This is a genomic window from Candidatus Stoquefichus sp. SB1 (assembly GCF_001244545.1).
GTDB lineage: Bacteria > Bacillota_I > Bacilli_A > Erysipelotrichales > Coprobacillaceae > Stoquefichus.
On the sequence record NZ_LN852696.1, the window covers coordinates 101,767 to 125,574 of the forward strand.

Here is a 23,808-nt window from a genome sequence, read left to right on the forward strand (position 1 = left end):
ATATGAGACTATGGCATCAGAATTTAATCAATAAATTACCATCGCAACAATTGTTAGGCCAACATCGAGAAATCTGTGCATTACGTGGATTAGCTTGGAACAAGAGACATCGTATAGTGAATTATGTATTTGAACATCCATATGAATATTTATTTGCATTTCATTTATTGGTTATTGCTGAAATGGAAGAGAGAGGATATCATGTGGATGAGTTATGGAAAGATATAAGGTATCGTGGAAAAAGAGTTGGTTATGATGAATCATTGCTAAATAAGGATGTGGTTGTCATTAAAACACCTATTTATTGTGAACATAATGAAGACTATTTGAAGGAATGTATTATGAATTTACATCAAAAGGGTGTCGATATTTGAAGATGAAATTCACAACAATTCCAAATAATGTTCATATATCGTTCATATTGACAAGGTATATTAAAGGTGTAAAGATAATAGAATTCATAAAAACTCCCTTTAAAATATGTATTCTAAGGAAGAACTGGATATTCATTCAGTTCTTCTTTTCGTTATAATTAAAATTCAGTATAATAGATTTGTGAGGTAAAAATATGAATTATAATATTGAAAGTTATACAGGTCCATATATTCAAAAAACAAATAATCATTTATATATTGCTCCATCTCCTTCTTTAAAAAGTATTGTTGCTCATTATACAATTACTTTTTCTAATGAACAAAATACCATTCCTGAAGGCAGTGTATTGAATCTTATACCAGATGTAAGTGGCTGTTTTGTATTTAAGTTTTTTGATCAGTTAAGTATTAAAGTATGGGGACCAACGACAAAGGTTGTGACTGTGCCTAATGATCTTAATACTTTTCCTTGTCGCTTCTTTGTGGAATTTTTGCCAGGAGGATTATATCGTATTTTAGGTCAATCTGTTGGACAATTGTTAGATTTGAAAAAGGAATTAGTAGAAATCAATGCACTAGTTTATCAGGAAATTGTACAAGAAATATCACATTTTCAGACTTTTGATGAAATCGTTCCTTTCATTGATCAAATATTATGTAGAGAAATGAAGAAACACTCTATTCATAAAGAAATATATCAGTGGATAGAAAAAGTTCATTTATCATCAGAAGATATATCAATGCAACAAATTGCTCAAAATCTTCATATGAGTGAAAGACAAATCAATCGTTATTTTCATAAATATATTGGTATGAGTATGAAAAAGTTTTCTAAGATTATTAATGTTAATCGTTTGATTCAAGAGATTTCAGACAAGAAATTATTAGATTTAGCATATGATTATGAATATTTTGATCAAGCTCATTTTAATCATGTTTTTAAAGAAATATGTGAAACAACACCTTCACATTATCTTGAGAATATGTCCGATTTTTACAATGAATTATATAAATTTTAATTATAATAAAATGTAAGGAGGACAATATATGGTAGAGTCAAGATGTGGTATTTTATGTAGTCAATGTGAATATAAAGAATCAATGGGATGCTTAGGATGTTTGAATATAAGTCAACCATTTTGGGGTGAACAATGTGTGATTAAAGATTCTTGTGAAAGTAAAGGATATCAACATTGTGGAGAATGTGATACTTTTCCATGTGCGTCATTAAAAGCTTTTGCTTATGATGAAAAACAAGGTGATAATGGTTTAAGAATTGAACAATGTAAAAAATGGGGGAAGGAATAAAATGAAGTATTGTGGAAGTTTATATGTTATTGATGATGCACAAAGAACAAAACAATTTTATAAAGATCTTTTTGGTTTAAGAGTCATTCAGGATTTTGGAGCGAATTTTGTCATGACTGGTGGTATTTCTTTTCAAACAAGAGATAGCTGGAAAACATTTATTCATAAAGAAAATGAAGATATCGTTTATGGTGGGTGTGATGGAGAAATTTATTTTGAAACTGATGATATGGATGGATTTGTAGAATTGTTAAAAAATTATGATGATATTCAATATGTTCATCCTTTGCAAACTCATGATTGGGGTCAAAGAGGAATTCGTTTTTATGATCCAGATCATCATATTATTGAAGTTGGTGAAAAATTGAGTTGTGTTGTCAAACGTTTTTATCAAGAAGGTATGAGTGTTGATGAGATTTCAAAGAAAACAATGTTATCAGCAAAAATAGTAGAGAGATTAATGAAAAAATAAAGGACGCTTTTATCATGAAATATTGATAAAAGTTTTTTTGTTTGTAAAAGAATATGTTATACTAATGAATATAAGGAAGTGGTTAAATGAGTTGCATAATTAGAATTCATGAAGCGAGACCGATATTAACAGATACTGAAATTGAAATTGCAGATTTTATATTAGAAAACAAGTTTGACATTGTTAATGATTCAACACAAACATTAGCGCTAAAAACCAAAACGTCACCAGCTGCTATTATTCGCTTTTCAAAAAAAATAGGATTTTCAGGGTTTTCGCAATTAAAAATAGAATTAGCTAAAGATTTGTCTAACGATTCCATGGAATTTGATAATTTATTAGATCCTCATGAAAATATAGATTCTTTAATAAAAAAAGCATATCATTCAAATATTCAAACAATTGAAAAAACTTATGGTTTAATTGATCCTAAGGTTATTGAAAGAGTATCACAAGAGATTATTTTATGTCGTAATATTTATTTGTTTGGAATTGGGGGATCTGGTACAGTATGTGAAGATTTCCAACATAAGCTTTTAAGAATAGGGAAGACATCCATTTATTATGCAGATACACATCTCCAATTAACTGCAGTACCAAACATGCAAGAAGATGATTTGGCATTTTTTATTAGTTATAGTGGAAAAACAAAAGAAGTTGTGACTGCTGCAAAATGGGTGAAACAAATGGGAATGAAGTCTGTTGCAATCACACAATCAGCTTATAATGATTTAGGAAAATTAGTAGATATGGTGATTACAATTCCCATTGAAGAAAAAGAATTAAGAATTGGAGCGACGTCTTCTAGGCTTTCTTCTTTGATTGTTATTGATTTGTTATATTATGCAATTGCAAGACATGATAAAGAAGAGACTCATAAACGAATAGTGGATACAAGACAAATTATCGATGAAATACAGAAGTAAAATTCTGTATTTTTTGTATAAAAAAAGCCATTTTAAAATGGCTTAGGAGTTATTTGTCCAAGAATAACATAACGCTTTGCACCAGTAGATGATTTGACATTAGAAGGATGATGGTTCAATGTTTCATTTCCCAATATAGCAAAAGCAATGGCTTCTTTAGCATCGCTAGAATAACCAATTTCATCTTGGGTATAAACAGGAATAGGTGATAATTCATCTTTAATGAATTGAATTAATGTGTCATTGTGACTACCGCCACCACCAATAATGACATCATCTAAAGAATATTTTGAAAGAATGTCCCTTTGGTAATGAAAGGCTATACTTTTAGCGGTAAACATTGTAAATGTTGTAATAATATCTTCTTTTTTACAGTGAGCGTATTTTTGTAGAAGATTTTTTACAAAGAATTCCCCGAAGTCTTCTCGACCAGTTGATTTAGGAGGAATTTTTTGCATATAAGGATGATTCATTAATTCATCAAGTAATGATGGAATTATTTCTCCTTGTTTTGCAATTTGTCCATGGTCATCATAAGGAATATTGTATAAAAGATGACAAGCTTCATTAATCATCATGTTTCCAGGTCCTGTATCGAAAGCAAAAATATCATCAATATCTAAAGAACCATTTAAGAATGTTAAATTACCTATTCCACCAATATTTTGAAGAACTCTGTTTTTATGTGGCTGGCTATAGAGAATATATTCACTATAAGGGACCAAAGGAGCTCCTTGACCACCAGCTGCCATATCCATCACTCTAAAATTAGAAATAACAGTTGTTTGAAGCTGATAGGCAAGAATCGCTGCTTCACCAATTTGTAAAGTAGATCGACATAAAGATTTTTTATCTTCTGGAATATGAAAAATTGTTTGTCCATGACTAGCGATATAGTCAACCTTTTCTAATGGGAAATTGGCTTTTTTTAGTAATGTTTTTACAGCATCAGTGAAAACATAACCTAATTCAAAATTCAAACTACAAATAAGATCGCTATGAGAATGTTTTAAGGAACATGCTTTTTTAATCCTTTTCACAAGTTCTTTGTTGAGTGGATACTCATTATAGTCGATCACTTCTAATTGTGTGCTTGTGCCAAATCCAGTTATTTTTATAAGAACAGTGTCAATTCCATCCAATGATGTTCCTGACATAATACCTATACCATACATAAATGTACCTCCTTTTTATGAATATTGTATTATTTATGAAATAAAATTTCAATATTAATATTGATATATTATAATAAATATGTAAAAAATACGCAAAAAGGAATAAAATTTCTGTTTAATAAAGAATAATATGAAATAAATTAACAAATATTTAATAAATATATTGAAATAATATTTCAAATGATGTAGAATGAAGTTGAAAGGAGGGGAAAGTAAATGCCAAAAGATTTAAGTTTGCTGATGACAGAACAACAGAATACAAATACGCTACATATAGATGAGATGGATACTATGGAAATCTTAAAGACAATTAATCAAGAAGATCAAAAAGTTGCATTGGCTGTAGAAAATGAACTTGCTGCTATTTCTAGAGCTGTAGATGCAATTTATAAAAAAGTATCATGTGGTGGAAGGCTTATTTATATTGGAGCGGGAACTTCAGGACGTTTAGGTGTACTAGATGCATCAGAGTGTCCACCGACCTATGGCGTTTCACCATCACTTGTGCAAGGTGTTATTGCCGGAGGACCTCAAGCATTATTAAATGCAATAGAAGGTGCAGAGGATTCTCTAGAACTTGCTAAAAAAGATTTGGAGGACATTGCATTATCTGAGCATGATGTTGTTTGTGGTTTAGCTGCTTCAGGACGTACACCATATGTTATAGGTGGACTTGAATATGCAAACCAGCTAAAGGCTACAACTCTATCAATTTGCTGTGTAGAAAATGGATTGATTTCAGGTGTTGCTCAGTATCCAATTGAGGTGAAGGTAGGACCAGAAGTCATCACAGGATCAACAAGAATGAAGGCAGGAACTGCGCAGAAGATGGTGCTTAATATGTTATCGACTTCAGTCATGATCAAACTTGGTAAAGTCTATGGTAATTTAATGATTGATGTTCAGCCTACAAATGAAAAATTAAAGGAAAGAGCAATTGGGATTGTTGAAACCTGTACAGAACTTTCAACAATAGAAGCGAAAAAATTATTAGAGACGACAGGCTACGATGTTAAATGTGCTATCTTGATGGAAAAAACTGGATTAGATTTTGCATCATGCCGAGATTTATTATTAAAATATCAAAACAACGTTGCAAAAGTGATAAGACAGTATAAGAAATAATAAAGGAGTGATTGAAATGGCGACAAAAGTTGTAACACCTAATTATAAAAAAGTGAAGAGAATAAAAAAAGTAGATGTAGATACATCTCCAATTCCAAAATTTAGTTATAAAAGTGCCTTTATCATTGTCATAAGTGCTGCGTTCTCTTGCTTTTTCCTCCCAAACATGCTTGCAATTTTTGGAGTAGATACAAGAATCACAACAATGATAGGAAATGCTGTTATTATAAGTTTTGCCGTTTGTTATTGTCATTATTTTATAGAAACGGATAAAGGTTTTCATAAAAACTTTATCAGAATGTATTTGGGATTTTTTATAGCAATCGGAATTATTAGTTATTTCTGGTTGTATATTGGACTTTATATGTAAAAGAAAGGGGATTAAGTTCATGATAGATAAATTAACAATGTTTTTTGATCAAAAATTATCTGGACCTATGGAAAAACTAGCACAACAAAGACATTTGCGTGCTGTTAGAGATGGTATCGTTGCAACCTTGCCATTAATTATTGTAGGTTCATTCTTCTTAATTATTGCTATGCCACCACTTCCACAAGATTGGGAAATATACCAATTTTTAAATGGAAATGCAGCAACAATTATGCTTCCATATCGTATGACTATGTTTATTATGACGGTTTATGCGACATTTGGGATTGGATATAGTTTAGCTGAATCTTATAAGTTAGATAGATTAACTGGTGGGATTTTAGCAATGATTGCTTTCTTGTGTACAATTACACCTATATCTGTAGTACCAGAAGCAGCAGAAGTTGCTGGCGTTTCTGGATGGGTTATGCCAATGGCTAATTTAGGTGGTGGTGGACTCTTTGTTTCCATTATTGTATCATGCTTAGCAGTAGAGATTTATCGTTTAACATCAAAATCTAAGTTTAAAATTACAATGCCAGCTCAAGTGCCACCAGCAGTAGCACGTTCATTTGAGGCATTAACACCAACAATTGTTGTGATTGTGGGAATGGCTTGTATTACATATTTTATAGGATTCGATTGGCATGGGGCAGTCGCAACTGTTGTATCACCTCTTGTTAAAGCTGCTGATAGTTTACCAAGTGTCTTATTATTAATTTTCTTAATTACAGGATTCTGGTCTTTTGGTATTCATGGTGTTTCGATTATTGGTTCATTAGCAAGACCTTTATGGTTGCAATTAATTGATGCCAATACAGCAATGGCTGCTGCTAATCAAGCACCTACAGCAATCGCTGCTGAACCATTTTTCCAATGGTTTATTTGGATTGGTGGTTCAGGATGTACAATAGGACTTGCTATTTTAATGGCATTCCGTGCTAAATCTAAATATGCAAGTTCATTAGGAAAAACATGTATTGTTCCATCTTTATTCAATATTAATGAACCAGTAATTTTTGGAACACCAATTGTTTTAAATCCAATTCTAATTATTCCATTTATTGTTGTTCCAATGGTATGTGCAACGATTGCTTGGATATTTACTTCACTCAATTTTGTAGATAAAGTCGTTATGACAGCACCTTGGACATTGCCAGGGCCAGTAGGAGCATATCTTGCAACTGGTGGAGATTGGCGAGCTGCCGTCCTGAATATTTTCCTAATTGCTGTATCAGTTATTCTTTACTATCCTTTCTTTAAAATTTATGATAATAATTTATTAAAGGAAGAACAAGGACAACCAATTGAAGAATAAAAAAGAATAGCCTGGCAAATGCTGGGCTTTTGCTATAGAAAGGGAATTATATGAAAAAAATATTATGGGGTGGAGCAACTTCATCAAGTCAATATGAGGGTGGGTATCATCTTGATTATAAAGGGTTAGATACTCAAGATTGTCGTCCTTATTTTCCTAGGACTACGCATTCAACAACTCAGACACGTTTATTGAATAAACAAATAGTTAATCAAGCAAAAGCTTATCAAGGAGTTGGTAATTATCCTTTTCGCCAAGGAAGTGATGGTTATCATCATTTTCAAGAAGATATTGAGCTTTTAAAAGAGTTAGGAATTGATATTTATCGTTTTTCAATATCATGGGCAAGAATATTTCCCAATGGTGATGAAAAATACCCTAATGAGATAGCATTACAATATTATGATCAAATGATTAAACAATTAAAAGAAGCAAATATAAAAATATTTATAACGATTAATCATTATGCTATACCTTTATATTTAATTGAAAAATATGATGGTTGGAAGAATCGTCAAATGATAGATTATTATTTCCGATTCGCAAAAGTTTTATTGGATAGATGGAAAGATGATGTTGATTATTGGTTACCTTTTAATGAAATTAATGCTGGATATTTTAGTCCGTATAATGGTGTTGGATTAATGAAAGATAATGATGAAGATTATAATCAATCAGAAATATTTCAATCATTACATCATCAATTTGTTGCTAGTGCGAAGGTTATTGAATATGGTCATCAGCATGTTAAAGGACAGTTTGGGTGTATGGTTGCGAGTTTTTGTTACTATGCTTTGACACCTAAACCAGAAGATAATTTTAAGTTGATTCAAGATGAAAATTATTATCAATGGTTTTGTATGGATGTCTTATCAAGAGGCTATTACCCTACATATATGAGACGTTTCTTTTTAGAACACCATATTGATATTAACGTAACACAATCAGATGAAGAATTATTATTACAGCATACTTCTGATTTTATTTCTTTTTCATATTACTCATCGAGCGTAGTTGCAGCTAAAGCGGCTGATCAGACTGCAGGGAATCTTGTATCTACAATTAAGAATCCATATTTAAATGCTACAAAATGGGGCTGGCAAATTGACCCTATTGGAATAAGAGTGACATTAAATCAATTTTATAATCGTTACCAAAAGCCGATTATTATTGCTGAAAATGGATTGGGCAGTCAAGATGTGTTAGAATTAGATAAGACTGTTCATGATTTGTATAGAATTTCATATTTACAAGAACATTTTCAACAGATTCAAGAAGCCCAAAATGATGGAGTTGACATTATAGCTTATTGTTTATGGGGAATTATTGATATTGTTTCAGCAGGAAGCTGTGAAATGGAAAAAAGATATGGTGTTGTTTATGTTGATGCCAATAATGAAGGTGAAGGAAGTTATTGTAGATATAAAAAAGATAGTTTTTATTGGTATCAGAAATTTATTGAAAATTATCATCAATAGGAGGAAATAAATGAAAAAGTTAGGAATTTCATTATATGTAGAAAAATCTAATCTAGAAGAAATGAAAACATATATAGATAAAGCACAAAAAGCAGGCTTTTCTCGTATCTTTTCATGTTTATTATCAGTTAATGAAAGTGTTGAAAAAATAAAATCTGATTTTTCAATTATTAATCAATATGCTCATGAAAAAGGATTTGAAATTTTTGTAGATGTCAGTCCTAAAGTGTTTGATAAGTTAAATATCAGTTATCAGGATTTAACATTTTTTAAAGAAATAGGTGCTGATGGAATTCGTTTGGATGCTGGATTTAGTGGGAGTGAAGAAGCACTTATGACTTTTAATTCTCAAGGATTAAAGATAGAAATAAATATGAGTAATGATACACATTATATTGATACAATAATGGATTATTGTCCTAATCGTAGTCAATTAGTCGGCTGTCATAATTTCTATCCACATCGTTTTAGTGGTTTGTCATTGGAGCATTTCTTAAAATGTACTCAAAATTTTAAGAAATATGGATTAAAAACTGCAGCTTTTGTATCAACAAATCAGCCAAACGCTTTTGGTCCATGGCCTACAAAAGAAGGATTACCAACATTAGAAATCCATCGTGAATTACCTTTAGATGTTCAAATTAAACATATGATATCGTTAGATGTCATTGATGATATTATTATTTCTAATTGTTATCCAAGTGATGAGGAGCTTAAAAGTATTTCACATATGCGATTAGATCTTGTGACATTTAATGTTCAACTTGTGGATTGTTTACCTGAAATTGAAAGAAAAATTGTTTTAGAGGAATTGCATTTTAATCGTGGTGATTATAATGAAAATATGATTCGTTCAACACAAAGTCGGGTTAAATATAAAGGGCATCATTTTAAACTTTTCAATGTTCCTGAATATATTTATCCTGGTGATATTGTTATTGAAAGTTCAAAATATGGACATTATGCTGGAGAATTGCAAATTGCTAAAACAAAAATGAAAAATAGTGGTAAAAGTAATGTTGTAGGGCATATTGTTGAAGCAGAAAGATTTTTATTGGAATATATAAAACCGTGGCAAAAATTTACATTTTATGAGGTGAATTAAATGGATTATATAGGAATTGATGGTGGTGGAACCAAAACTTCATTTGGATTATTTGATGAATATGGTCAATGTTTATATCAAGTGAATTATCCAACGTGCCATTTTTTGCAAGTTGGGTTTGATGGTTGTGCAAAACTTTTGAAAAAAGGTATAGAAGATATCTTAAAACTGTATCCTCATTCATCTCAAGATTTAATTATCGGTATTGGTATTGCTGGTTATGGTAATGATAAAGTGATTCGTGAACAATTGGAATCTCATATTGAAAATGAGTTGATGGGATATCATTATGTTTTAACAAGTGATATGCATATTGCCTTAATTGGTGCGCTCAATGGACAAGATGGAATTGCTGTAGTGGCAGGGACGGGATCTATTGCTATGGCACAAGCTGATTCACAAATATATCGTTGTGGGGGATGGGGCTATCAGTTAGGAGATGAAGGTTCAGCTTATTGGATTGGCAAGCAATTGTTAAATGAATTTTGCAAGCAGGCAGATTTACGTCAACCAAGAGATGAAATATATGATTATCTTTTAGAATATTTTAAAATAGAAAATCCTTATCAATTAATATCTGCTATTCATGGTATGAAAAATGAAAGAACAGAAATAGCAAAACTTGCAGTGGTATGTAGTGATTTTGCTAAAAATGGTCATACTGTTTGTCAGGACATTCTTAAGCAGGCTGGCAATCATATATCGCAATTAGTTAAAGGCTTATTGCCATACTTTGAACATGAAAAGCGTGTGACTTATTATGGTGGGGTTTTTCAAAGTGATATATTTAAGCAATCCTTTTGTTCGCAATTGAGTGATTGTGAATTGATAGAACCTATAAATAATGCTCTAGTAGGAGCGTATATGTTTGCAAAATCGAGTCTCTAAGACTCTTTTTTGTTTAAAAGGAATATGGTATAATATCCAAAAATAGAGGGGGAGTCTGTATGAAAAATATATTATTTGATTTAGATGGAACAATTACTGATCCTTTTTTAGGTATTACAAAGTCAGTTGCTTATAGTTTGAAATCATATGGCATTGAAGTGAATAGTTTAGATGAGTTAAAAGTTTTTATTGGTCCACCATTAGATGTGTCTTTTCAAGAGTATTATCATATGAGTGAGAAGCAAAGTTTAGAAGCAGTTGAGAAATATCGAGAATACTTTTCTGATAAAGGATTATATGAAAATAAAGTTTATGAAGGGATGGAAGATTTTTTACAGGCTTTGATAGATGATGGTATGAATTTGTATGTATGTACAAGTAAACCTTATGTTTTTGCGAAAAAGATATTAGAACATTTTCATTTGGATCAATATTTTAAGGGTATCTATGGTGCCAAATTAGATGGAACAAGGAAGAATAAAGGTGATGTAATTGCTTATTGTCTTAAACAAGAGGAACTGGACCCAAAGTGTTGTATTATGGTTGGTGATCGTCAGCATGATATTATAGGAGCACATGAGAATCAAATTCCATGTATTGGAGTTTTATATGGTTATGGAAGTCAAGATGAATTTGAAAGATATCAATGTGATTATATTGTACAAGATTTAAATGAATTAAAGGATGTTATTGAAAATGGATAAAAGAGTTGTAAAAGAAGCTTTTTTGTCTTCTATTCCAGTGATGATGGGTTATATTGTATTAGGGATTGCTTTTGGAATGTTACTGGAAAGTAAAGGGTATGGTGTTATCTATGCACTATTGATGAGTGTTTTTATTTATGCAGGCAGTATGCAATTTGTAGCTATTAATCTTTTAACAAGTGGGGCCAGTTTAATCAGTGCAGCAATCATGACACTTTTAATTAATGCAAGACATATGGTTTATGGTTTATCAATGATTAAAAAGTTTGAAGGAATGGGAAAACTAAAACCATATATGATTTTTTCTTTGACAGATGAAACTTATTCTTTACTTGTTGGCTCTCAGGTTCCAGATGGATGTGATCAAAAATATTATCTATTCCTTATTTCTTTCTTTGATCAATGTTATTGGGTTATTGGAAGTTTAATAGGTTCTTTGTTAAGTTCGTTTTTAACAATCAATACAACTGGCTTAGATTTTGCTATGACAGCCTTGTTTGTTGTAATTGTAGTAGAACAGTTTTTAACAAGTGATAAACATTTTTATTCCTATCTAGGATTTGGAGTGAGTTTGATTTGTCTTGTTCTATTTGGAAGTGAAGCATTCATTATTCCTTCAATGATTGGTATTCTTATTGGACTTATCATGATGTATCAAAAAGGAGGAAGAACAAATGCATGAATTGATATTAATTGCTGTTATCGCGTTCGTTACATTATTAACTCGTTTATTACCTTTTGTTCTTTTTAAAAAGCATTCTAGCCCTCTTATTGAGTATTTAGGAGATGTTTTACCATATGCTATTATGGCTATGTTAGTTGTTTATTGTTTGAAAAGCGTTAATCTATTGTCTGGCAATCATGGGATCTGTGAAATATTAGGTGTTGGAACAGTTATTTTATTACATATTTTCAAAAGAAATACATTATTATCTATTTTTGGTGGAACACTTATTTATATGTTATGTGTTCAAGTTCTATTTGTATGATTAAAAGTGTTTTGTAACACTTTTTTTGTTATAATGAAGATAAGGAGGCTGAGATTATGCGTGAAAATATGAAATATGACACAAATCAATATCAATTAAGAGAATCTGTTTTAAAGAGAATGATGCAAATTATTGCTCAACAAAGATATAAAGAAGCTGGTGGTACAGTCTTTTTTGGTGATTCTATCATTGAATATTGTGATTTAGATAAATGGTTTCCCGATATAAAAAATAAGTATAATTGTGGGATTGGTGGCATCACTTCTGATATGTTATTGCATTTTCTTGATGAAGGTGTTATAAAATATGATCCCAAACAAGTATTCTTAATGATTGGTACCAATGATTTAGGAAATACAATGATGGCGAGTCCAAGAGATATTGCGTTAAATGTTAAGGAGATAGTAGAAATCATTCACTATAATTTACCTGATTGTCAAATTTATCTTTTGAGTTGTATCCCATGTTTAGAAAAAGTTCATGGCTATAAAGCAACGAAACAGGGAATGAGAAGTAATGATGTATTAAAGATGATCTATAAGGAATATAAACGTAGCATTCCTTATGACTATGTTCAGTTGATAAATATCTATCCAGCATTATGTAATAAAAAAGGTGATCCAATTGAAGATTATTATGTTGATGGATTACATATTAATGATGAAGGCTATATGAATTTAACAAAAGAAATATATCAGGGAATGAATAAAAAATGAAAAAAATGATGATAGGGATTGTTTCTTTATCAATAGCCTTGGGTTTAATAGGAATAGGTATTTATTTTAAACAAAATGATGGATATGAATTTAAGTATCAAGAAGATGTGATTGATGTTATTAAAGATGATTTACAAATGAGTGAAACGGAATTAACATATTTAAATGAAAAACATTACAAAAAAGATGGTTTACATCTTTATATGATAGCTTTAGAAAATATAAACAATTATTATTTTTATATTTTTGAAGAAAAGTCAAATCAAAGGTATCAGAAGTATTATCATTTTTCTTATTCAAAATCAGATGAATTGAAAGTTATTCATGATGCTAAAAGTCAATTGACAATAGCTTGTGGAAGTAATGAAGCAGGGAAGATAGCAGGCTTTGAAATTTGTAGAGCAGGTGCTGGTATAAGAACGATAGATGATAATGCTTATATTATTGAAGTATTTGATAATAATGATATTGATATTTTACCTGTTGATGATCAAAAAGAAATCGTTAATGATTATACGATGAGAAGAACTTATATCAATGAAGGAGAACAATGATGCAAAAGTATTGTGAAATAGAAACATCAAAAGGTGTTATGCGTGGCTTTTTCCATACCCCTAAAAAAGAACGATTTCCTGTCTGTATTATTTTTCATGGATTTACAGGATGTAATACAGGCACAAAGTTTTCTTATACACAGTTATCTCGAATGCTAGAGGAACAAGGGATAGGAACGTTGCGTATGGATTTTTTAGGGAGTGGAAATTCAGATTTGAGTTTTAGGGATATGACTTTTGAAAATGAACTGGAGTGTGCCTGTACTATTTTAAATGAGGTTTTAAGAATGCCATCAACACAAACCATTTATGTGCTTGGTCATTCAATGGGTGGCGCAATAGCCAGTGAACTAGCAAAACTTTATCCTGATCAAATTTCTAAGTTATGTTTATGGGCACCTGCGTTTCATCTTCCAACTGCGGTTGAATATTTAAAAGGTAAACAAGCGAAAGCGAATTATTATGATCATAATGGATTTGAAATTTCTGATGAATTTGTAGAAGATATATTGAAGAGAGATTTTTATGAGGATTTAGACATTTATCAGAATCAGTTAATGATTATTCATGGTACAAATGATACAACGGTTCCTTTTGACATTTCTCAAAAATACTTATCTTTGTTTAAAAATCCTGTTTTTTATCCAATTGAAGGAGCAACCCATAATTTTGATCAATTAGAACATATTCAAAAGGTTTTGACTCTGACATATAATTTTTTAAGAGATGCCTAAGGGCATCTTTTGTCTTTCATTGTTGTTTATGAAAACGCTATCTCTTTTTGCGGTGTGTAATGAATTGATGAAAAGGCTGATAAAGAGAAGACTTTTTGTGTAGATACAATTATATTTTTAGTTGTGTTTTGACATAATTGTGATATAATCAAAAAGGCGAAAAGGAGTGCGTAAAATAGATGAATAACATTAGAAATATAGCAATTATTGCACACGTAGACCACGGTAAAACAACTTTGGTTGATCAATTATTAAAGTTATCTGGAACATTAGAAGATAATGAACAGATTGCTGATAGAGCTATGGATTCAAATGCCATAGAAAGAGAAAGAGGAATTACTATTTTAGCTAAGAATACAGCTATTAATTATAAAGACTATCGTATCAATATTATGGATACACCAGGTCATGCTGACTTTGGTGGAGAAGTAGAACGTATCATGAATATGGTTGATGGTGTTTTATTGGTTGTTGATGCTTATGAAGGAACAATGCCTCAAACACGTTTTGTATTAAAGAAAGCTTTAGAAGCAAAGGTTAAACCTATTGTTGTTATTAATAAAGTAGATAGACCAGTTGTTCGTATTAATGAAGTTATGGACGAAGTCTTAGAATTATTTATGGAATTAGGTGCTGATGATAATCAGTTAGATTTCCCAACTGTATTTGTTTCAGCGTTGATGGGAACATCTAGTTTAGATTCTGATATTTCTACACAGGTTCCTAATATGGATTGTTTATTTGATATGATTATCCGTGAGATTCCTGCACCTTTGGTTGATGAAGAAGGTGATTTACAGTTCCAGCCAGCTTTATTAGATTATAATGATTATGTTGGACGTATTGGAATTGGACGTATTCAAAGAGGAAAGATTCATGTTAATGAAACTGTTGTATGTTTACGTGCTGATGGAACAAAAACACAATTTAGAATTCAAAAATTATTTGGTTTTATTGGTTTACATAGAATTGAAGTTGAGGAAGCAAGTGCCGGTGATATTGTTGCCGTTGCAGGTTTAGCAGATATTGGTGTTGGTGAAACAGTTTGTGCTTTAGGAAATGAAGAAGCTTTACCATTATTACGTATTGATGAACCAACAATTCAAATGGTTTTTGGAACAAATACTTCACCTTTTGCAGGTAAAGAAGGAAAATTTGTAACAGCAAGTAAAGTTGAAGAAAGATTATTTAAAGAAACAAATCGTGATGTATCATTAAAGATTGAGAGAGTTCCTAATGCTGAAGAATGGGTTGTATCAGGACGTGGAGAATTACATTTATCAATCTTAATTGAAAATATGCGTAGAGAAGGTTTTGAATTACAAGTTTCTAAACCTAAAGTTATCATTAAAGAAATAGATGGTGTGAAATGTGAACCATATGAAGAAGTTTTTATTGAAGCACCTGATGAATGTATTGGAAGTGTTATTGAATCTTTAGGATTTAGAAGAGGTACATTAGAAAATATGGAATCAGATAATGGAATGACAAAAGTTCATTATATTATTCCATCTCGTGGATTAATTGGTTTTATGACGAATTTCTTAACAATGACAAAAGGATACGGAATTATCAATCATTCATATTTAGATTATCGTCCAATGGAAGGTGATACGGTTGGAGAAAGACAATTAGGTGTTCTTGTTTCAATTGATTCAGGACAAACAACTGCTTATGCTTTAGGTGGTGTTGAAGATCGTGGAGTGCTATTTGTAGGACCAGGAATTAATGTTTATGAAGGAATGATTGTGGGAGAACATAGCCGTGATAATGATTTGGTTGTTAATGTCACAAAAGGAAAACAATTAACAAATACCCGTTCATCTACAAAAGATTCAACAGTTGTTTTAAAGAAACCTAGATTCTTTAATCTTGAAGCATGTTTAGATTATATTAATGATGATGAACTTGTTGAAGTAACACCTGAAAATATTCGTTTAAGAAAACGTTTATTAACAGAAAATGAAAGAAGAAAAGCATATAGACAAAGTAATTAATGGAGGCAGTTATGCCTTCATTTTTTGATGTGGAATAATATATAAATAAATGGTATAATTATTTATATTTTGGGGAAGGGGAATAAAAAATGAAAAAATTAGTAGGTTTTGAGCAGATTGGTTTTACAGTCAATTCTCAATACAATTGTGCCTATGGAACAATTGATGGATATCAGTTTGTTGTTACGTTTTTACCACAGCCAAGACAGTATTCAATTATGACTACTGTAAAAGCTGATGAAGAGACAGGAGCTATGGAGCAATATTTAGAAAATATGGATAAAGGAACATTTATCAATTGGGCAGTATACAAAGATAATGCGGTTGTCATCAATGTTAAGAATCAAAAAGCACTTGATGTATGGGCATTACAAAAAATAATGCAGGATGTTGCTTTGGCTTCATCACAAAATGGTTATGTTCAATGCTGTCGTCATTGTGGTGAAGAAGTTGCTATTTATCCATCAAGTATTAATGGGCATATAGATTTGGCATGTGAAAGTTGTTTGGCTAGATTCACAAGTCAACAGCCACCAATAAAAGATGTCAATTTACCATTAGGAATTGTTGGATCATTAATAGGATCAGTTATTGGCATTGCTGTATGGGTTTTGATTTATCAATTAGGGTATGTTGCCGGAATTACTGGGTTTATTATGGCTGTCTGCGCTTTTAAAGGTTATGAATTATTAGGTGGACGGATTGATAAGAAAGGTGTTTATATTGCGATTATTATTTCAATTATTATGCTAGCAGTTGCTGAGATGATTTGTCTTGGTATTGAAATTCATGCACTTTATAGTGATTATTATGCGATTTCATTCTTTGATGCCATGTCTGTTGTTCCATCTTTCTTGGGTGAAAGTGAAATTATGGGAGCAGTATTAGGAGATTTAGGATTTGGATATGTTTTCATGGCAGTTGCAAGCTTCTCATATATTAGGAATATCCAAAAAAGAGTGAATACAGAAGGTGTTATTGAACGTATTGGATAGACAAAAAGAACGGATTATCGACATAAAATAGTCCGTTTTATCTTTTTATTACAGAATTATCATAAATATATGAATAATAAAATGGGAAAATCATAAATTTCGGAATAAAGTTTGTGTTAATTGCAAAAAAGTGTTATATTATCATTAATAAATGAGGGCAATCTCTTGAAAAAGTAATCGCTTTCATTTATAATATGATTAAGGAGGACGGATAGTGAAACTTAAATTACAAGTACAATTTAATAATAAAAATGTTGAAACAGCAAATATTGAGAAATTAGTGAAAGAGGATGTTAAATCAAAAGGTGTCAAAATGACAACTGTTGATACATTAGAGGTTTACTATAAACCAGAAGATTCTTCAGTATATTATGTTGCGACAACAAAAACTGGTGAAGTTGTTGGAAATGATCAACCACTATACATTGGTTAGAACTTAATATTACAAAAAAATGATATACCCAAAAATAAAAGAATCATATTTTATATATGGTTCTTTTTTCTTGTATAAAGTAAATATGAGATAGCTGTTATTGTAATAATACCACAAATACAAAGCACTCCATACATAATTTGAAGTGATGCATTTGTTTGAGACTTTGGTGTCTTTTGAATTGTTTGTGTTTGATGAGATTGGTTTTGAGAAGGGGCTGTAGGTGATTGATTTTGAGAAGGTTTTGTAGAAGAATGATTTTGTGGAATTTGTTGATGATTTGAAGAAATAGGTTTTGTCTTTTTTAATTGAGGATGAGAAAAAATGTTTTCAGATAATGAAGGAAGAAGTATTGGTTTATCTTGAATCAATGGATTTTGTGGAAGTGGTTCTTGAACATTTTCATTTTCAGGATTTTCGGGTTGAGTGTTTTCAATATTTTGTTCAGGTTCTTTATTATCGATTTCAGCATCTTCTTCCTCTTCATGATCAGGAAGAATATCAATACCACCGCCACGACCACCTTCATAGTCACGATATGATAAATCATCTTCATCCATAACAGCAATATTACTATTATACTCCTGATCATCTATATGAACCTTGATGTAATATTCAAGGTAAGAACTTTCATTAGCAATAATGAGATCGGTTCTATGATTGAAAGCAGCCTCTTCAATTCGAAAAGCTTCAGTCTGTATCCATTCATCGTTAACGTTGCTACGAATATAGATTTCATAGTCGGCTGGCAGTTGTTGATAGGAAAGTGTAATTGTATGAAAGGTTTGCTGGTAAAATTGATTCCATTTTTTCTTAACATCAGTAATTGCTAAACCGCCAGGTGTAGATATCACTCTTGTTGTAGGGGTATAAAGTTGATGAATATCTGCTAATTGAAAGGTTTGATTATTGAATGGAATGTTTCCAGTCAATTGACCATGGTAAAAGTAATATTGATAAGGATTTAATTCATTATATTCATTGATATTCCATTGAATTGGAAGATTATAAGCTTGGGTTTCTCCCTGATAACAGACATATATATAGTTATCAGTTTGAGGAAGCATCTGTGTAGTTAAAGGTTGATTGGAATTGAGAATGGTTGTATCTAAATAGGATTTATGTAAATAGTCATATAAAACAGGGTGTTTGGCATATTGTACACTTCCATTTATGATATTTTTCTTATTAAGTTTTAAAGCAGAATTTTCAGATTGAATGGCTGCTGTTTGATGATCCAATGCATTGATTTGGATGGCTTCAAGGTTACAGATTCCTTGTGGGAAAACTTGGATTAAACCATTCTCTCCACCTTCTCCTTGAATTATAATCTCAGTAAAATCATAAGAAATCAATGTAAGTTCAGATTGAACATAAATTGTAAATTGATTTGTATTGATAATCAAAGGAGCAGTAGGTAAAAGTTCTAATACAAATGTCTCATCAACAGTAATATCATCAGTAAGATCTAAAGTTCCGCCTGAACGTCGATGCTCAATAAGCCAATTTTTGAATTCAGAAAAATGAGCAGCTTCATTTTTTTGCGTTGCATAGGCTGGGATAGGGAGACAAAAGCAGTATAAACATGTTAAAATAAATACAGTGAATAAGCGTTTCATAATAACTCCTTTCATAAAGTAGGTGAAAAAATGTATAAAAAGATAATAATGATTGTTATTGTATTGATTGCCACTATTTGTGGAATTATATCTTTATTTGTCTTTAATAATAAGTATAACAGTTTTAGTGATCAATCGCTATCCTTTCTCACAAAGGGACAGCAATTTGTAGATGTATTATTAGAACCAGATGAAATAAATGATAATGGAATTGATGTAAAAGTTGGTCAATATCAGAATTTATCTGCTTTTCATCCACAACAAGATGCTTTTGGGAAAAGTACATTTGTATTTGAATATACATATCAAGGAAAAGATTCTTTTCTATCACTATATATTCAAGAACCGTTTAGTGTAACATATGTTTATGTTAATGGTGAACTCATTGCTCATAATGGCTCTTTTTCACCTTATCATGAACAGATCTCAGATATAGTTGTTTCTTTCCCAGCTCAAAAACATAATAAAATAGTTATCCAAACAGAAAACAGAAGTCATTATTATAGTGGCATTCAATATCCTATTGCTATTGGAGAAAGCCCACTTATTACACGTTTAATATTACAAAGAGTTGTTATTTATTGTTTGTTTTCTTTTTCATCATTGGCTATTGCCTTATATAGTTTGGTTTTATGGTTAAAAGATCGTCATCAAAAAGCTTATTATTTACATTTTGATTTTGGAATTTTTGCATTATGTTTTGGATTATATAGTTTATATCCTTTCTTTCCATTATTTCATTTACCAACACATACATTGATTTATGCTTTACAAGATAGCCTTATTATGATGTGTTTATATATGGCTTATTTCATTATATTGAGATTAACACAATCTCAACAAAAAATGCATCATTGGATGACTATTGGTTGTTTAAGTATGGTTTTCATCACTTTTGTTATGCCTTTTATCTTACCTTATCTTGGTGCGTTTGTTCCTGTTTATGGTTGGATAATTTCACTTTATAAAATAGGGATTGCTTTATATATGTTATTTATTAGTATAAAAGCCTATTGGCAACAAAAACATAAAGGATTACTGTTAGGAACAATTGTTTATACAATCTGTTTATTTGTTAATGTGATTACAATGAATAAGTATGAACCAGCATCTTTGGCTTGGATAGAAGAGTTTGGAATGTTTGCATTATTGTTGTGCTTTGCTGGGTTAATGATTCAGCGTTCTCATCAGTTATGGCAAGAACATCAACAATTGAATTATCATTTACAAGAAGAAGTGAATCGTCAAACGCAACAGCTGAGTGATCTCATGGAAGAAAGACAAAAACTATTAAGTGAAATGTTACACGATTTAAAAAAACCAATATCCACAGCTCAAACTTATTTACAACTTTTACAGCAAAAAGAAATCGTTACAGATCAGAATCTACATAAAGAACTTCAGGTTTTAGAAGATAAATATTCAATGATGAATCAGCAAATTTATCTCTTACAAACTTTAAATGCACAAGAGGAATTATCATTAGATTTCAAAGTTATTGATCTCAATCATTTCATTGAACAGTTTTATCAAATGTATTTACCTGATGCAGAAGTTTATGATATTTTCTTTCAGTATGAATTGTGTCCGTCAAAGTGTATGATTATGGGAGATGAACAACAACTCTTACGTATTTTCCAAAATTTATTTTTTAATGCTTTAGCCGTAAGCTTTCCTCAGTCAACAATTCATATTCAGCTTCAATCAGATGATCAAAACGTAATGATTGTTTTTGAGGATAATGGAAAAGGAATAGCAAAAGAACATATTGAACATATTTTTGAAAGAGGTTATACAACAAATGAAACACAGGATAGTAATGGCTTAGGTTTGTATATTGTGAAATCTATTGTGACTTTTCATCATGGAACAATAAATGTTATATCAGATAATCATCAAACACGATTTACAATAACATTGCCACTTTTAAAAGAGCGTATTTAATTGAAAATAAAAAAGGATATTCACAGGACAATGTAGAATGAAAAATAGACAGAATTTCTTTATAATAGAAGTAAATAGGGGGGAGGTCAATATGTGTAATTTATTATTTGTAGATGATGATGAAGTCTTGTTAGAGGAAGCGAAAGTTTATTTTAAGATGCATGGCTATGATATTGATGTCACACCAAATGGAGAGAAAGCTTTACAACTGATCCAATCAAAAGGATATGATTGTATTATTTTGGATATTAAACTACCAGATATAGATGGGTTTGAGGTTTGTGAGAAAATGCGTCAATTTATTTCAAAACCAATTATTATGTTATCTAATTATACGGAGTTTGATGATCGTATATATGGATTAAAACTTGGAGCTGATGATTATGTATGTAAGCCATTCTCTTTTGAAGAATTAAATATGCGTATTCAGTTGCGTATTCAAGGTAATTATGCCAATAGAAAACCAGAGGTTATTCATATTGGGAAATTGGCTATTAATACGGGTACTTATCAGGTTATATATGAAGATAAGTGTATTGATTTAGCACGTATTGAATTTGAAATTCTGATGCTATTGATTAATCAGCCAGGGAAGATTTATTCATATGAACAAATTTATGATGCCATCTGGAAAGAACCACTCAATAAGAGTCGACATACATTACAAGCCAGAGTTGCTGATGTAAGACTAAAACTGAATAGTATTACACATAAAAAATACATTCAGACAGTACGTGGTAAAGGGTATCGTTTTGTAGATAATCCTGATAAAGATGAATAAAAAGGTCCAATGATGAGGGGATGAACTCATCATTGGGCTTTTTGTATTAATTATTCTTTTTTTGCCATTTTGATTTGACCATTCAAGATGGCATTTTCATCAATTTTCAAGTGTTTAGTGAGAATATCACCAGTTGTATGAGCAGTAGATGAAAGATGTAACAGTTCTCCGCAGTCAATATTTCCATTACATTGACAAGCAATAAAAATATTTTGTCCTTTCATATCACCCTCGATAATACTATCCTGTTGAATTTCTAATTGAGAGTAACTTTCAATATGACCTTTAATATTTGAAGAAATAATGGTAATTTTCTGAGCAGTAATATCACCAACAATAATAGCGTTATCAATAATTAAATGACCATTGATATGAATATTTCCAACGACCTTTCCTTTAATCTGAAGATCATTTTCAGCATTAATATGTCCTTGTATCTCTGTTCCTTTAGATATGATAGTTGGTTCATGAGCAGCTTTCTCATTTCCATGATATTTGATAGCCGTTTGGGTCTGTTTAACAATGGATTCTTTTGCTTTTTCTTCAGGTGTATGTTTCATTTCTGCTGATTGAGAAATTCTTGTTTGTATAGGATCATTTTCAATGTCATCATCTGTTTCGACAACTTCAAAATATCTATCAATAAAACCATTCTTTATTTTTTTAATTTTATCATTCATATTTTAAATTCTCCCCCTTTTTTCAGGTAATTTCATTATATAACATTTAGATTGCGTGTCAAGGTGGGGGGATAGGGCATAATAATTGTTGTTTTTTTGGTTTAAATTGATATTTCAAATATCAAAATATTCTATTTGTAGCTGATAAGTTTATCGGACGTATTATTAGTCTCAAATGCATGATTGAAAAAAATATTAAATTATCTGATAAAGTCATATTTATATACTATAGATATAAAACGGAAGATTTGAAAATCTTCCGTATGGATTATAAAGCATGAACTCATTATAAAATTTTTTGCATTTGAAGAATAACTATTCTTTTTTTGCCATTTTGATTTGACCATTCAAGATGGCATTTTCATCAATTTTTAAATGTTTAGTAAGAATATCACCAGTTGTATGAGCAGTAGATGAAAGATGTAACAGTTCTCCGCAGTCAATATTTCCATTACATTGACAAGCAATAAAAATATTTTGTCCTTTCATATCACCCTCGATAATACTATCCTGTTGAATTTCTAATTGAGAGTAACTTTCAATATGACCTTTAATATTTGAAGAAATAATGGTAATTTTCTGAGCAGTAATATCACCAACAATAATAGCATTATCAATAATTAAATGACCATTGATATGAATATTTCCAACGACCTTTCCTTTAATCTGAAGATCATTTTCAGCATTAATATGTCCTTGTATTTCTGTTCCTTTAGATATGATAGTTGGTTCATGAGCAGCTTTCTCATTTTCATGATATTTGATAGCCGTTTGTGCCTGTTTAACAATGGATTCTTTTGGCTTTTCTTCAGGTTTATGTTTTGCAACTGATGCCTGAGAAGCTTTTGTTTGTTTAGGGTCATCCTCATCCTCATCTGTTTCAACAACTTCAAAATATCTATCAATAAAACCATTTTTTATTTTTTGAATTTTATCATTCATATTTTTATTCCCCCTTTTCGTGTAATTTTATTATATAACATTTTTAAATTATTTTGGGATTATGGGGATAAAAAGGAATTTCAACGGAGAAAGTATCAAAAAATAGGGAGGAAATATATTTATATTGCAAAAAAGTGAAATCGGTTCCATAAATTTCATAAAATATATTGACATAATGATT

Annotated in this window: 26 protein-coding genes; 22 read left to right on the plus strand and 4 right to left on the minus strand. The window is 30.7% G+C overall.

Annotated features, from left to right (window positions below; translation table 11 throughout):
• Positions 1-2: 2 nt before the first annotated feature.
• The 5 genes from BN1865_RS12950 to BN1865_RS12970 all read left to right on the plus strand — a co-directional run bounded on the left by BN1865_RS12950 (position 3) and on the right by BN1865_RS12970 (position 3,080).
• Positions 3-374: a TIGR02328 family protein gene (locus BN1865_RS12950; protein ID WP_050637688.1), complete on the plus strand. Its 372-nt coding sequence runs from the start codon at positions 3-5 to the stop codon at positions 372-374.
• 194 nt (positions 375-568) lie between these two features.
• Positions 569-1,393 (plus strand): helix-turn-helix domain-containing protein, encoded by an 825-nt coding sequence (locus BN1865_RS12955; RefSeq protein ID WP_050637689.1) that lies wholly within the window; start codon positions 569-571, stop codon positions 1,391-1,393.
• A 28-nt stretch (positions 1,394-1,421) separates the two neighbouring features.
• A complete protein-coding gene (locus BN1865_RS12960) occupies positions 1,422-1,682 on the plus strand; it encodes a DUF3795 domain-containing protein (RefSeq protein WP_050637690.1) in 261 nt (86 codons plus the stop codon).
• A gap of 1 nt (position 1,683) precedes the next feature.
• Complete coding sequence (locus tag BN1865_RS12965) at positions 1,684-2,154, plus strand: VOC family protein (protein WP_050637691.1); 471 nt, start codon at positions 1,684-1,686, stop codon at positions 2,152-2,154.
• A gap of 86 nt (positions 2,155-2,240) precedes the next feature.
• Entirely contained in the window at positions 2,241-3,080 is an 840-nt protein-coding gene (locus BN1865_RS12970; RefSeq protein ID WP_050637692.1) for a MurR/RpiR family transcriptional regulator, read from the plus strand.
• 32 nt (positions 3,081-3,112) lie between these two features.
• Here the strand turns inward: BN1865_RS12970 and anmK are convergent, their stop codons facing one another.
• Positions 3,113-4,255, minus strand: a complete 1,143-nt coding sequence (anmK, locus tag BN1865_RS12975) for an anhydro-N-acetylmuramic acid kinase AnmK (protein ID WP_050637693.1) — start codon at positions 4,253-4,255, stop codon at positions 3,113-3,115.
• A 216-nt stretch (positions 4,256-4,471) separates the two neighbouring features.
• On the opposite strand from anmK, the gene murQ reads away from it, so the two are divergent.
• The 15 genes from murQ to BN1865_RS13050 all read left to right on the plus strand — a co-directional run bounded on the left by murQ (position 4,472) and on the right by BN1865_RS13050 (position 17,661).
• Positions 4,472-5,380: an N-acetylmuramic acid 6-phosphate etherase gene (murQ, locus tag BN1865_RS12980; protein WP_050637694.1), complete on the plus strand. Its 909-nt coding sequence runs from the start codon at positions 4,472-4,474 to the stop codon at positions 5,378-5,380.
• Between the two features lie 16 nt (positions 5,381-5,396).
• Positions 5,397-5,750, plus strand: a complete 354-nt coding sequence (locus BN1865_RS12985; protein WP_050637695.1) for a hypothetical protein — start codon at positions 5,397-5,399, stop codon at positions 5,748-5,750.
• A gap of 19 nt (positions 5,751-5,769) precedes the next feature.
• Positions 5,770-7,068, plus strand: a complete 1,299-nt coding sequence (locus BN1865_RS12990; protein WP_050637696.1) for a PTS sugar transporter subunit IIC — start codon at positions 5,770-5,772, stop codon at positions 7,066-7,068.
• A gap of 50 nt (positions 7,069-7,118) precedes the next feature.
• Complete coding sequence (locus BN1865_RS12995; protein ID WP_050637697.1) at positions 7,119-8,546, plus strand: glycoside hydrolase family 1 protein; 1,428 nt, start codon at positions 7,119-7,121, stop codon at positions 8,544-8,546.
• Between the two features lie 10 nt (positions 8,547-8,556).
• A complete protein-coding gene (locus BN1865_RS13000; RefSeq protein ID WP_050637698.1) occupies positions 8,557-9,651 on the plus strand; it encodes a DUF871 domain-containing protein in 1,095 nt (364 codons plus the stop codon).
• Positions 9,652-10,539: an N-acetylglucosamine kinase gene (locus BN1865_RS13005; RefSeq protein WP_050637699.1), complete on the plus strand. Its 888-nt coding sequence runs from the start codon at positions 9,652-9,654 to the stop codon at positions 10,537-10,539.
• A gap of 59 nt (positions 10,540-10,598) precedes the next feature.
• The gene (locus BN1865_RS13010; protein WP_050637700.1) at positions 10,599-11,243 is read left to right on the plus strand and encodes an HAD family hydrolase; all 645 of its coding nucleotides are present in this window, start codon (positions 10,599-10,601) and stop codon (positions 11,241-11,243) included.
• Positions 11,236-11,925 (plus strand): AzlC family ABC transporter permease, encoded by a 690-nt coding sequence (locus BN1865_RS13015; protein WP_050637701.1) that lies wholly within the window; start codon positions 11,236-11,238, stop codon positions 11,923-11,925. The genes BN1865_RS13010 and BN1865_RS13015 overlap by 8 nt, the downstream gene beginning before the upstream one ends.
• A complete protein-coding gene (locus BN1865_RS13020) occupies positions 11,918-12,232 on the plus strand; it encodes a branched-chain amino acid transporter permease (RefSeq protein WP_050637702.1) in 315 nt (104 codons plus the stop codon). The genes BN1865_RS13015 and BN1865_RS13020 overlap by 8 nt, the downstream gene beginning before the upstream one ends.
• A 56-nt stretch (positions 12,233-12,288) precedes the next feature.
• The gene (locus tag BN1865_RS13025; RefSeq protein WP_050637703.1) at positions 12,289-12,948 is read left to right on the plus strand and encodes a GDSL-type esterase/lipase family protein; all 660 of its coding nucleotides are present in this window, start codon (positions 12,289-12,291) and stop codon (positions 12,946-12,948) included.
• Positions 12,945-13,502 (plus strand): hypothetical protein, encoded by a 558-nt coding sequence (locus BN1865_RS13030; protein ID WP_050637704.1) that lies wholly within the window; start codon positions 12,945-12,947, stop codon positions 13,500-13,502. The genes BN1865_RS13025 and BN1865_RS13030 overlap by 4 nt, the downstream gene beginning before the upstream one ends.
• Positions 13,502-14,236: an alpha/beta hydrolase gene (locus tag BN1865_RS13035; protein WP_050637705.1), complete on the plus strand. Its 735-nt coding sequence runs from the start codon at positions 13,502-13,504 to the stop codon at positions 14,234-14,236. Before BN1865_RS13030 ends, BN1865_RS13035 begins: the two co-directional genes overlap by 1 nt.
• 179 nt (positions 14,237-14,415) lie before the next feature.
• Positions 14,416-16,233 (plus strand): translational GTPase TypA, encoded by a 1,818-nt coding sequence (gene typA, locus BN1865_RS13040; RefSeq protein ID WP_050637706.1) that lies wholly within the window; start codon positions 14,416-14,418, stop codon positions 16,231-16,233.
• A gap of 89 nt (positions 16,234-16,322) precedes the next feature.
• On the plus strand, positions 16,323-17,228 hold the full coding sequence (locus BN1865_RS13045; protein ID WP_050637707.1) for a hypothetical protein: 906 nt from the start codon (positions 16,323-16,325) through the stop codon (positions 17,226-17,228).
• A 214-nt stretch (positions 17,229-17,442) separates the two neighbouring features.
• Positions 17,443-17,661 carry a DUF6465 family protein gene (locus tag BN1865_RS13050; protein ID WP_050637708.1) on the plus strand — a complete coding sequence of 73 codons (219 nt, stop codon included), beginning with the start codon at positions 17,443-17,445 and terminating at the stop codon, positions 17,659-17,661.
• A 50-nt stretch (positions 17,662-17,711) separates the two neighbouring features.
• Here BN1865_RS13050 and BN1865_RS13055 read toward each other — a convergent pair whose 3' ends face one another.
• On the minus strand, positions 17,712-19,280 hold the full coding sequence (locus tag BN1865_RS13055) for a hypothetical protein (protein WP_050637709.1): 1,569 nt from the start codon (positions 19,278-19,280) through the stop codon (positions 17,712-17,714).
• Between the two features lie 30 nt (positions 19,281-19,310).
• Between BN1865_RS13055 and BN1865_RS13060 the strand changes: the two genes are divergently transcribed.
• A complete protein-coding gene (locus tag BN1865_RS13060) occupies positions 19,311-21,224 on the plus strand; it encodes a sensor histidine kinase (protein ID WP_050637710.1) in 1,914 nt (637 codons plus the stop codon).
• Between the two features lie 91 nt (positions 21,225-21,315).
• Positions 21,316-22,005 carry a response regulator transcription factor gene (locus BN1865_RS13065; RefSeq protein WP_050637711.1) on the plus strand — a complete coding sequence of 230 codons (690 nt, stop codon included), beginning with the start codon at positions 21,316-21,318 and terminating at the stop codon, positions 22,003-22,005.
• A 50-nt stretch (positions 22,006-22,055) separates the two neighbouring features.
• Here the strand turns inward: BN1865_RS13065 and BN1865_RS13070 are convergent, their stop codons facing one another.
• Both BN1865_RS13070 and BN1865_RS13075 read right to left on the minus strand, forming a co-directional pair.
• Entirely contained in the window at positions 22,056-22,685 is a 630-nt protein-coding gene (locus BN1865_RS13070) for a bactofilin family protein (protein WP_050637712.1), read from the minus strand.
• A gap of 315 nt (positions 22,686-23,000) precedes the next feature.
• Entirely contained in the window at positions 23,001-23,627 is a 627-nt protein-coding gene (locus tag BN1865_RS13075) for a bactofilin family protein (RefSeq protein WP_050637713.1), read from the minus strand.
• Between the last annotated feature and the right edge of the window lie 181 nt (positions 23,628-23,808).

Excerpts from the sequence above, each read along its gene's own strand:
- BN1865_RS12950 (WP_050637688.1), top strand. The coding sequence starts at position 3 with ATGAGACTATGGCATCAGAATTTAATCAATAAATTACCATCGCAACAA.
- BN1865_RS12955 (WP_050637689.1), top strand. The coding sequence starts at position 569 with ATGAATTATAATATTGAAAGTTATACAGGTCCATATATTCAAAAAACA.
- BN1865_RS12960 (WP_050637690.1), top strand. The coding sequence starts at position 1,422 with ATGGTAGAGTCAAGATGTGGTATTTTATGTAGTCAATGTGAATATAAA.
- BN1865_RS12965 (WP_050637691.1), top strand. The coding sequence starts at position 1,684 with ATGAAGTATTGTGGAAGTTTATATGTTATTGATGATGCACAAAGAACA.
- BN1865_RS12970 (WP_050637692.1), top strand. The coding sequence starts at position 2,241 with ATGAGTTGCATAATTAGAATTCATGAAGCGAGACCGATATTAACAGAT.
- anmK (WP_050637693.1), bottom strand. The coding sequence starts at position 4,255 with ATGTATGGTATAGGTATTATGTCAGGAACATCATTGGATGGAATTGAC.
- murQ (WP_050637694.1), top strand. The coding sequence starts at position 4,472 with ATGCCAAAAGATTTAAGTTTGCTGATGACAGAACAACAGAATACAAAT.
- BN1865_RS12985 (WP_050637695.1), top strand. The coding sequence starts at position 5,397 with ATGGCGACAAAAGTTGTAACACCTAATTATAAAAAAGTGAAGAGAATA.
- BN1865_RS12990 (WP_050637696.1), top strand. The coding sequence starts at position 5,770 with ATGATAGATAAATTAACAATGTTTTTTGATCAAAAATTATCTGGACCT.
- BN1865_RS12995 (WP_050637697.1), top strand. The coding sequence starts at position 7,119 with ATGAAAAAAATATTATGGGGTGGAGCAACTTCATCAAGTCAATATGAG.
- BN1865_RS13000 (WP_050637698.1), top strand. The coding sequence starts at position 8,557 with ATGAAAAAGTTAGGAATTTCATTATATGTAGAAAAATCTAATCTAGAA.
- BN1865_RS13005 (WP_050637699.1), top strand. The coding sequence starts at position 9,652 with ATGGATTATATAGGAATTGATGGTGGTGGAACCAAAACTTCATTTGGA.
- BN1865_RS13010 (WP_050637700.1), top strand. The coding sequence starts at position 10,599 with ATGAAAAATATATTATTTGATTTAGATGGAACAATTACTGATCCTTTT.
- BN1865_RS13015 (WP_050637701.1), top strand. The coding sequence starts at position 11,236 with ATGGATAAAAGAGTTGTAAAAGAAGCTTTTTTGTCTTCTATTCCAGTG.
- BN1865_RS13020 (WP_050637702.1), top strand. The coding sequence starts at position 11,918 with ATGCATGAATTGATATTAATTGCTGTTATCGCGTTCGTTACATTATTA.
- BN1865_RS13025 (WP_050637703.1), top strand. The coding sequence starts at position 12,289 with ATGCGTGAAAATATGAAATATGACACAAATCAATATCAATTAAGAGAA.
- BN1865_RS13030 (WP_050637704.1), top strand. The coding sequence starts at position 12,945 with ATGAAAAAAATGATGATAGGGATTGTTTCTTTATCAATAGCCTTGGGT.
- BN1865_RS13035 (WP_050637705.1), top strand. The coding sequence starts at position 13,502 with ATGCAAAAGTATTGTGAAATAGAAACATCAAAAGGTGTTATGCGTGGC.
- typA (WP_050637706.1), top strand. The coding sequence starts at position 14,416 with ATGAATAACATTAGAAATATAGCAATTATTGCACACGTAGACCACGGT.
- BN1865_RS13045 (WP_050637707.1), top strand. The coding sequence starts at position 16,323 with ATGAAAAAATTAGTAGGTTTTGAGCAGATTGGTTTTACAGTCAATTCT.
- BN1865_RS13055 (WP_050637709.1), bottom strand. The coding sequence starts at position 19,280 with ATGAAACGCTTATTCACTGTATTTATTTTAACATGTTTATACTGCTTT.
- BN1865_RS13060 (WP_050637710.1), top strand. The coding sequence starts at position 19,311 with ATGTATAAAAAGATAATAATGATTGTTATTGTATTGATTGCCACTATT.
- BN1865_RS13065 (WP_050637711.1), top strand. The coding sequence starts at position 21,316 with ATGTGTAATTTATTATTTGTAGATGATGATGAAGTCTTGTTAGAGGAA.
- BN1865_RS13070 (WP_050637712.1), bottom strand. The coding sequence starts at position 22,685 with ATGAATGATAAAATTAAAAAAATAAAGAATGGTTTTATTGATAGATAT.
- BN1865_RS13075 (WP_050637713.1), bottom strand. The coding sequence starts at position 23,627 with ATGAATGATAAAATTCAAAAAATAAAAAATGGTTTTATTGATAGATAT.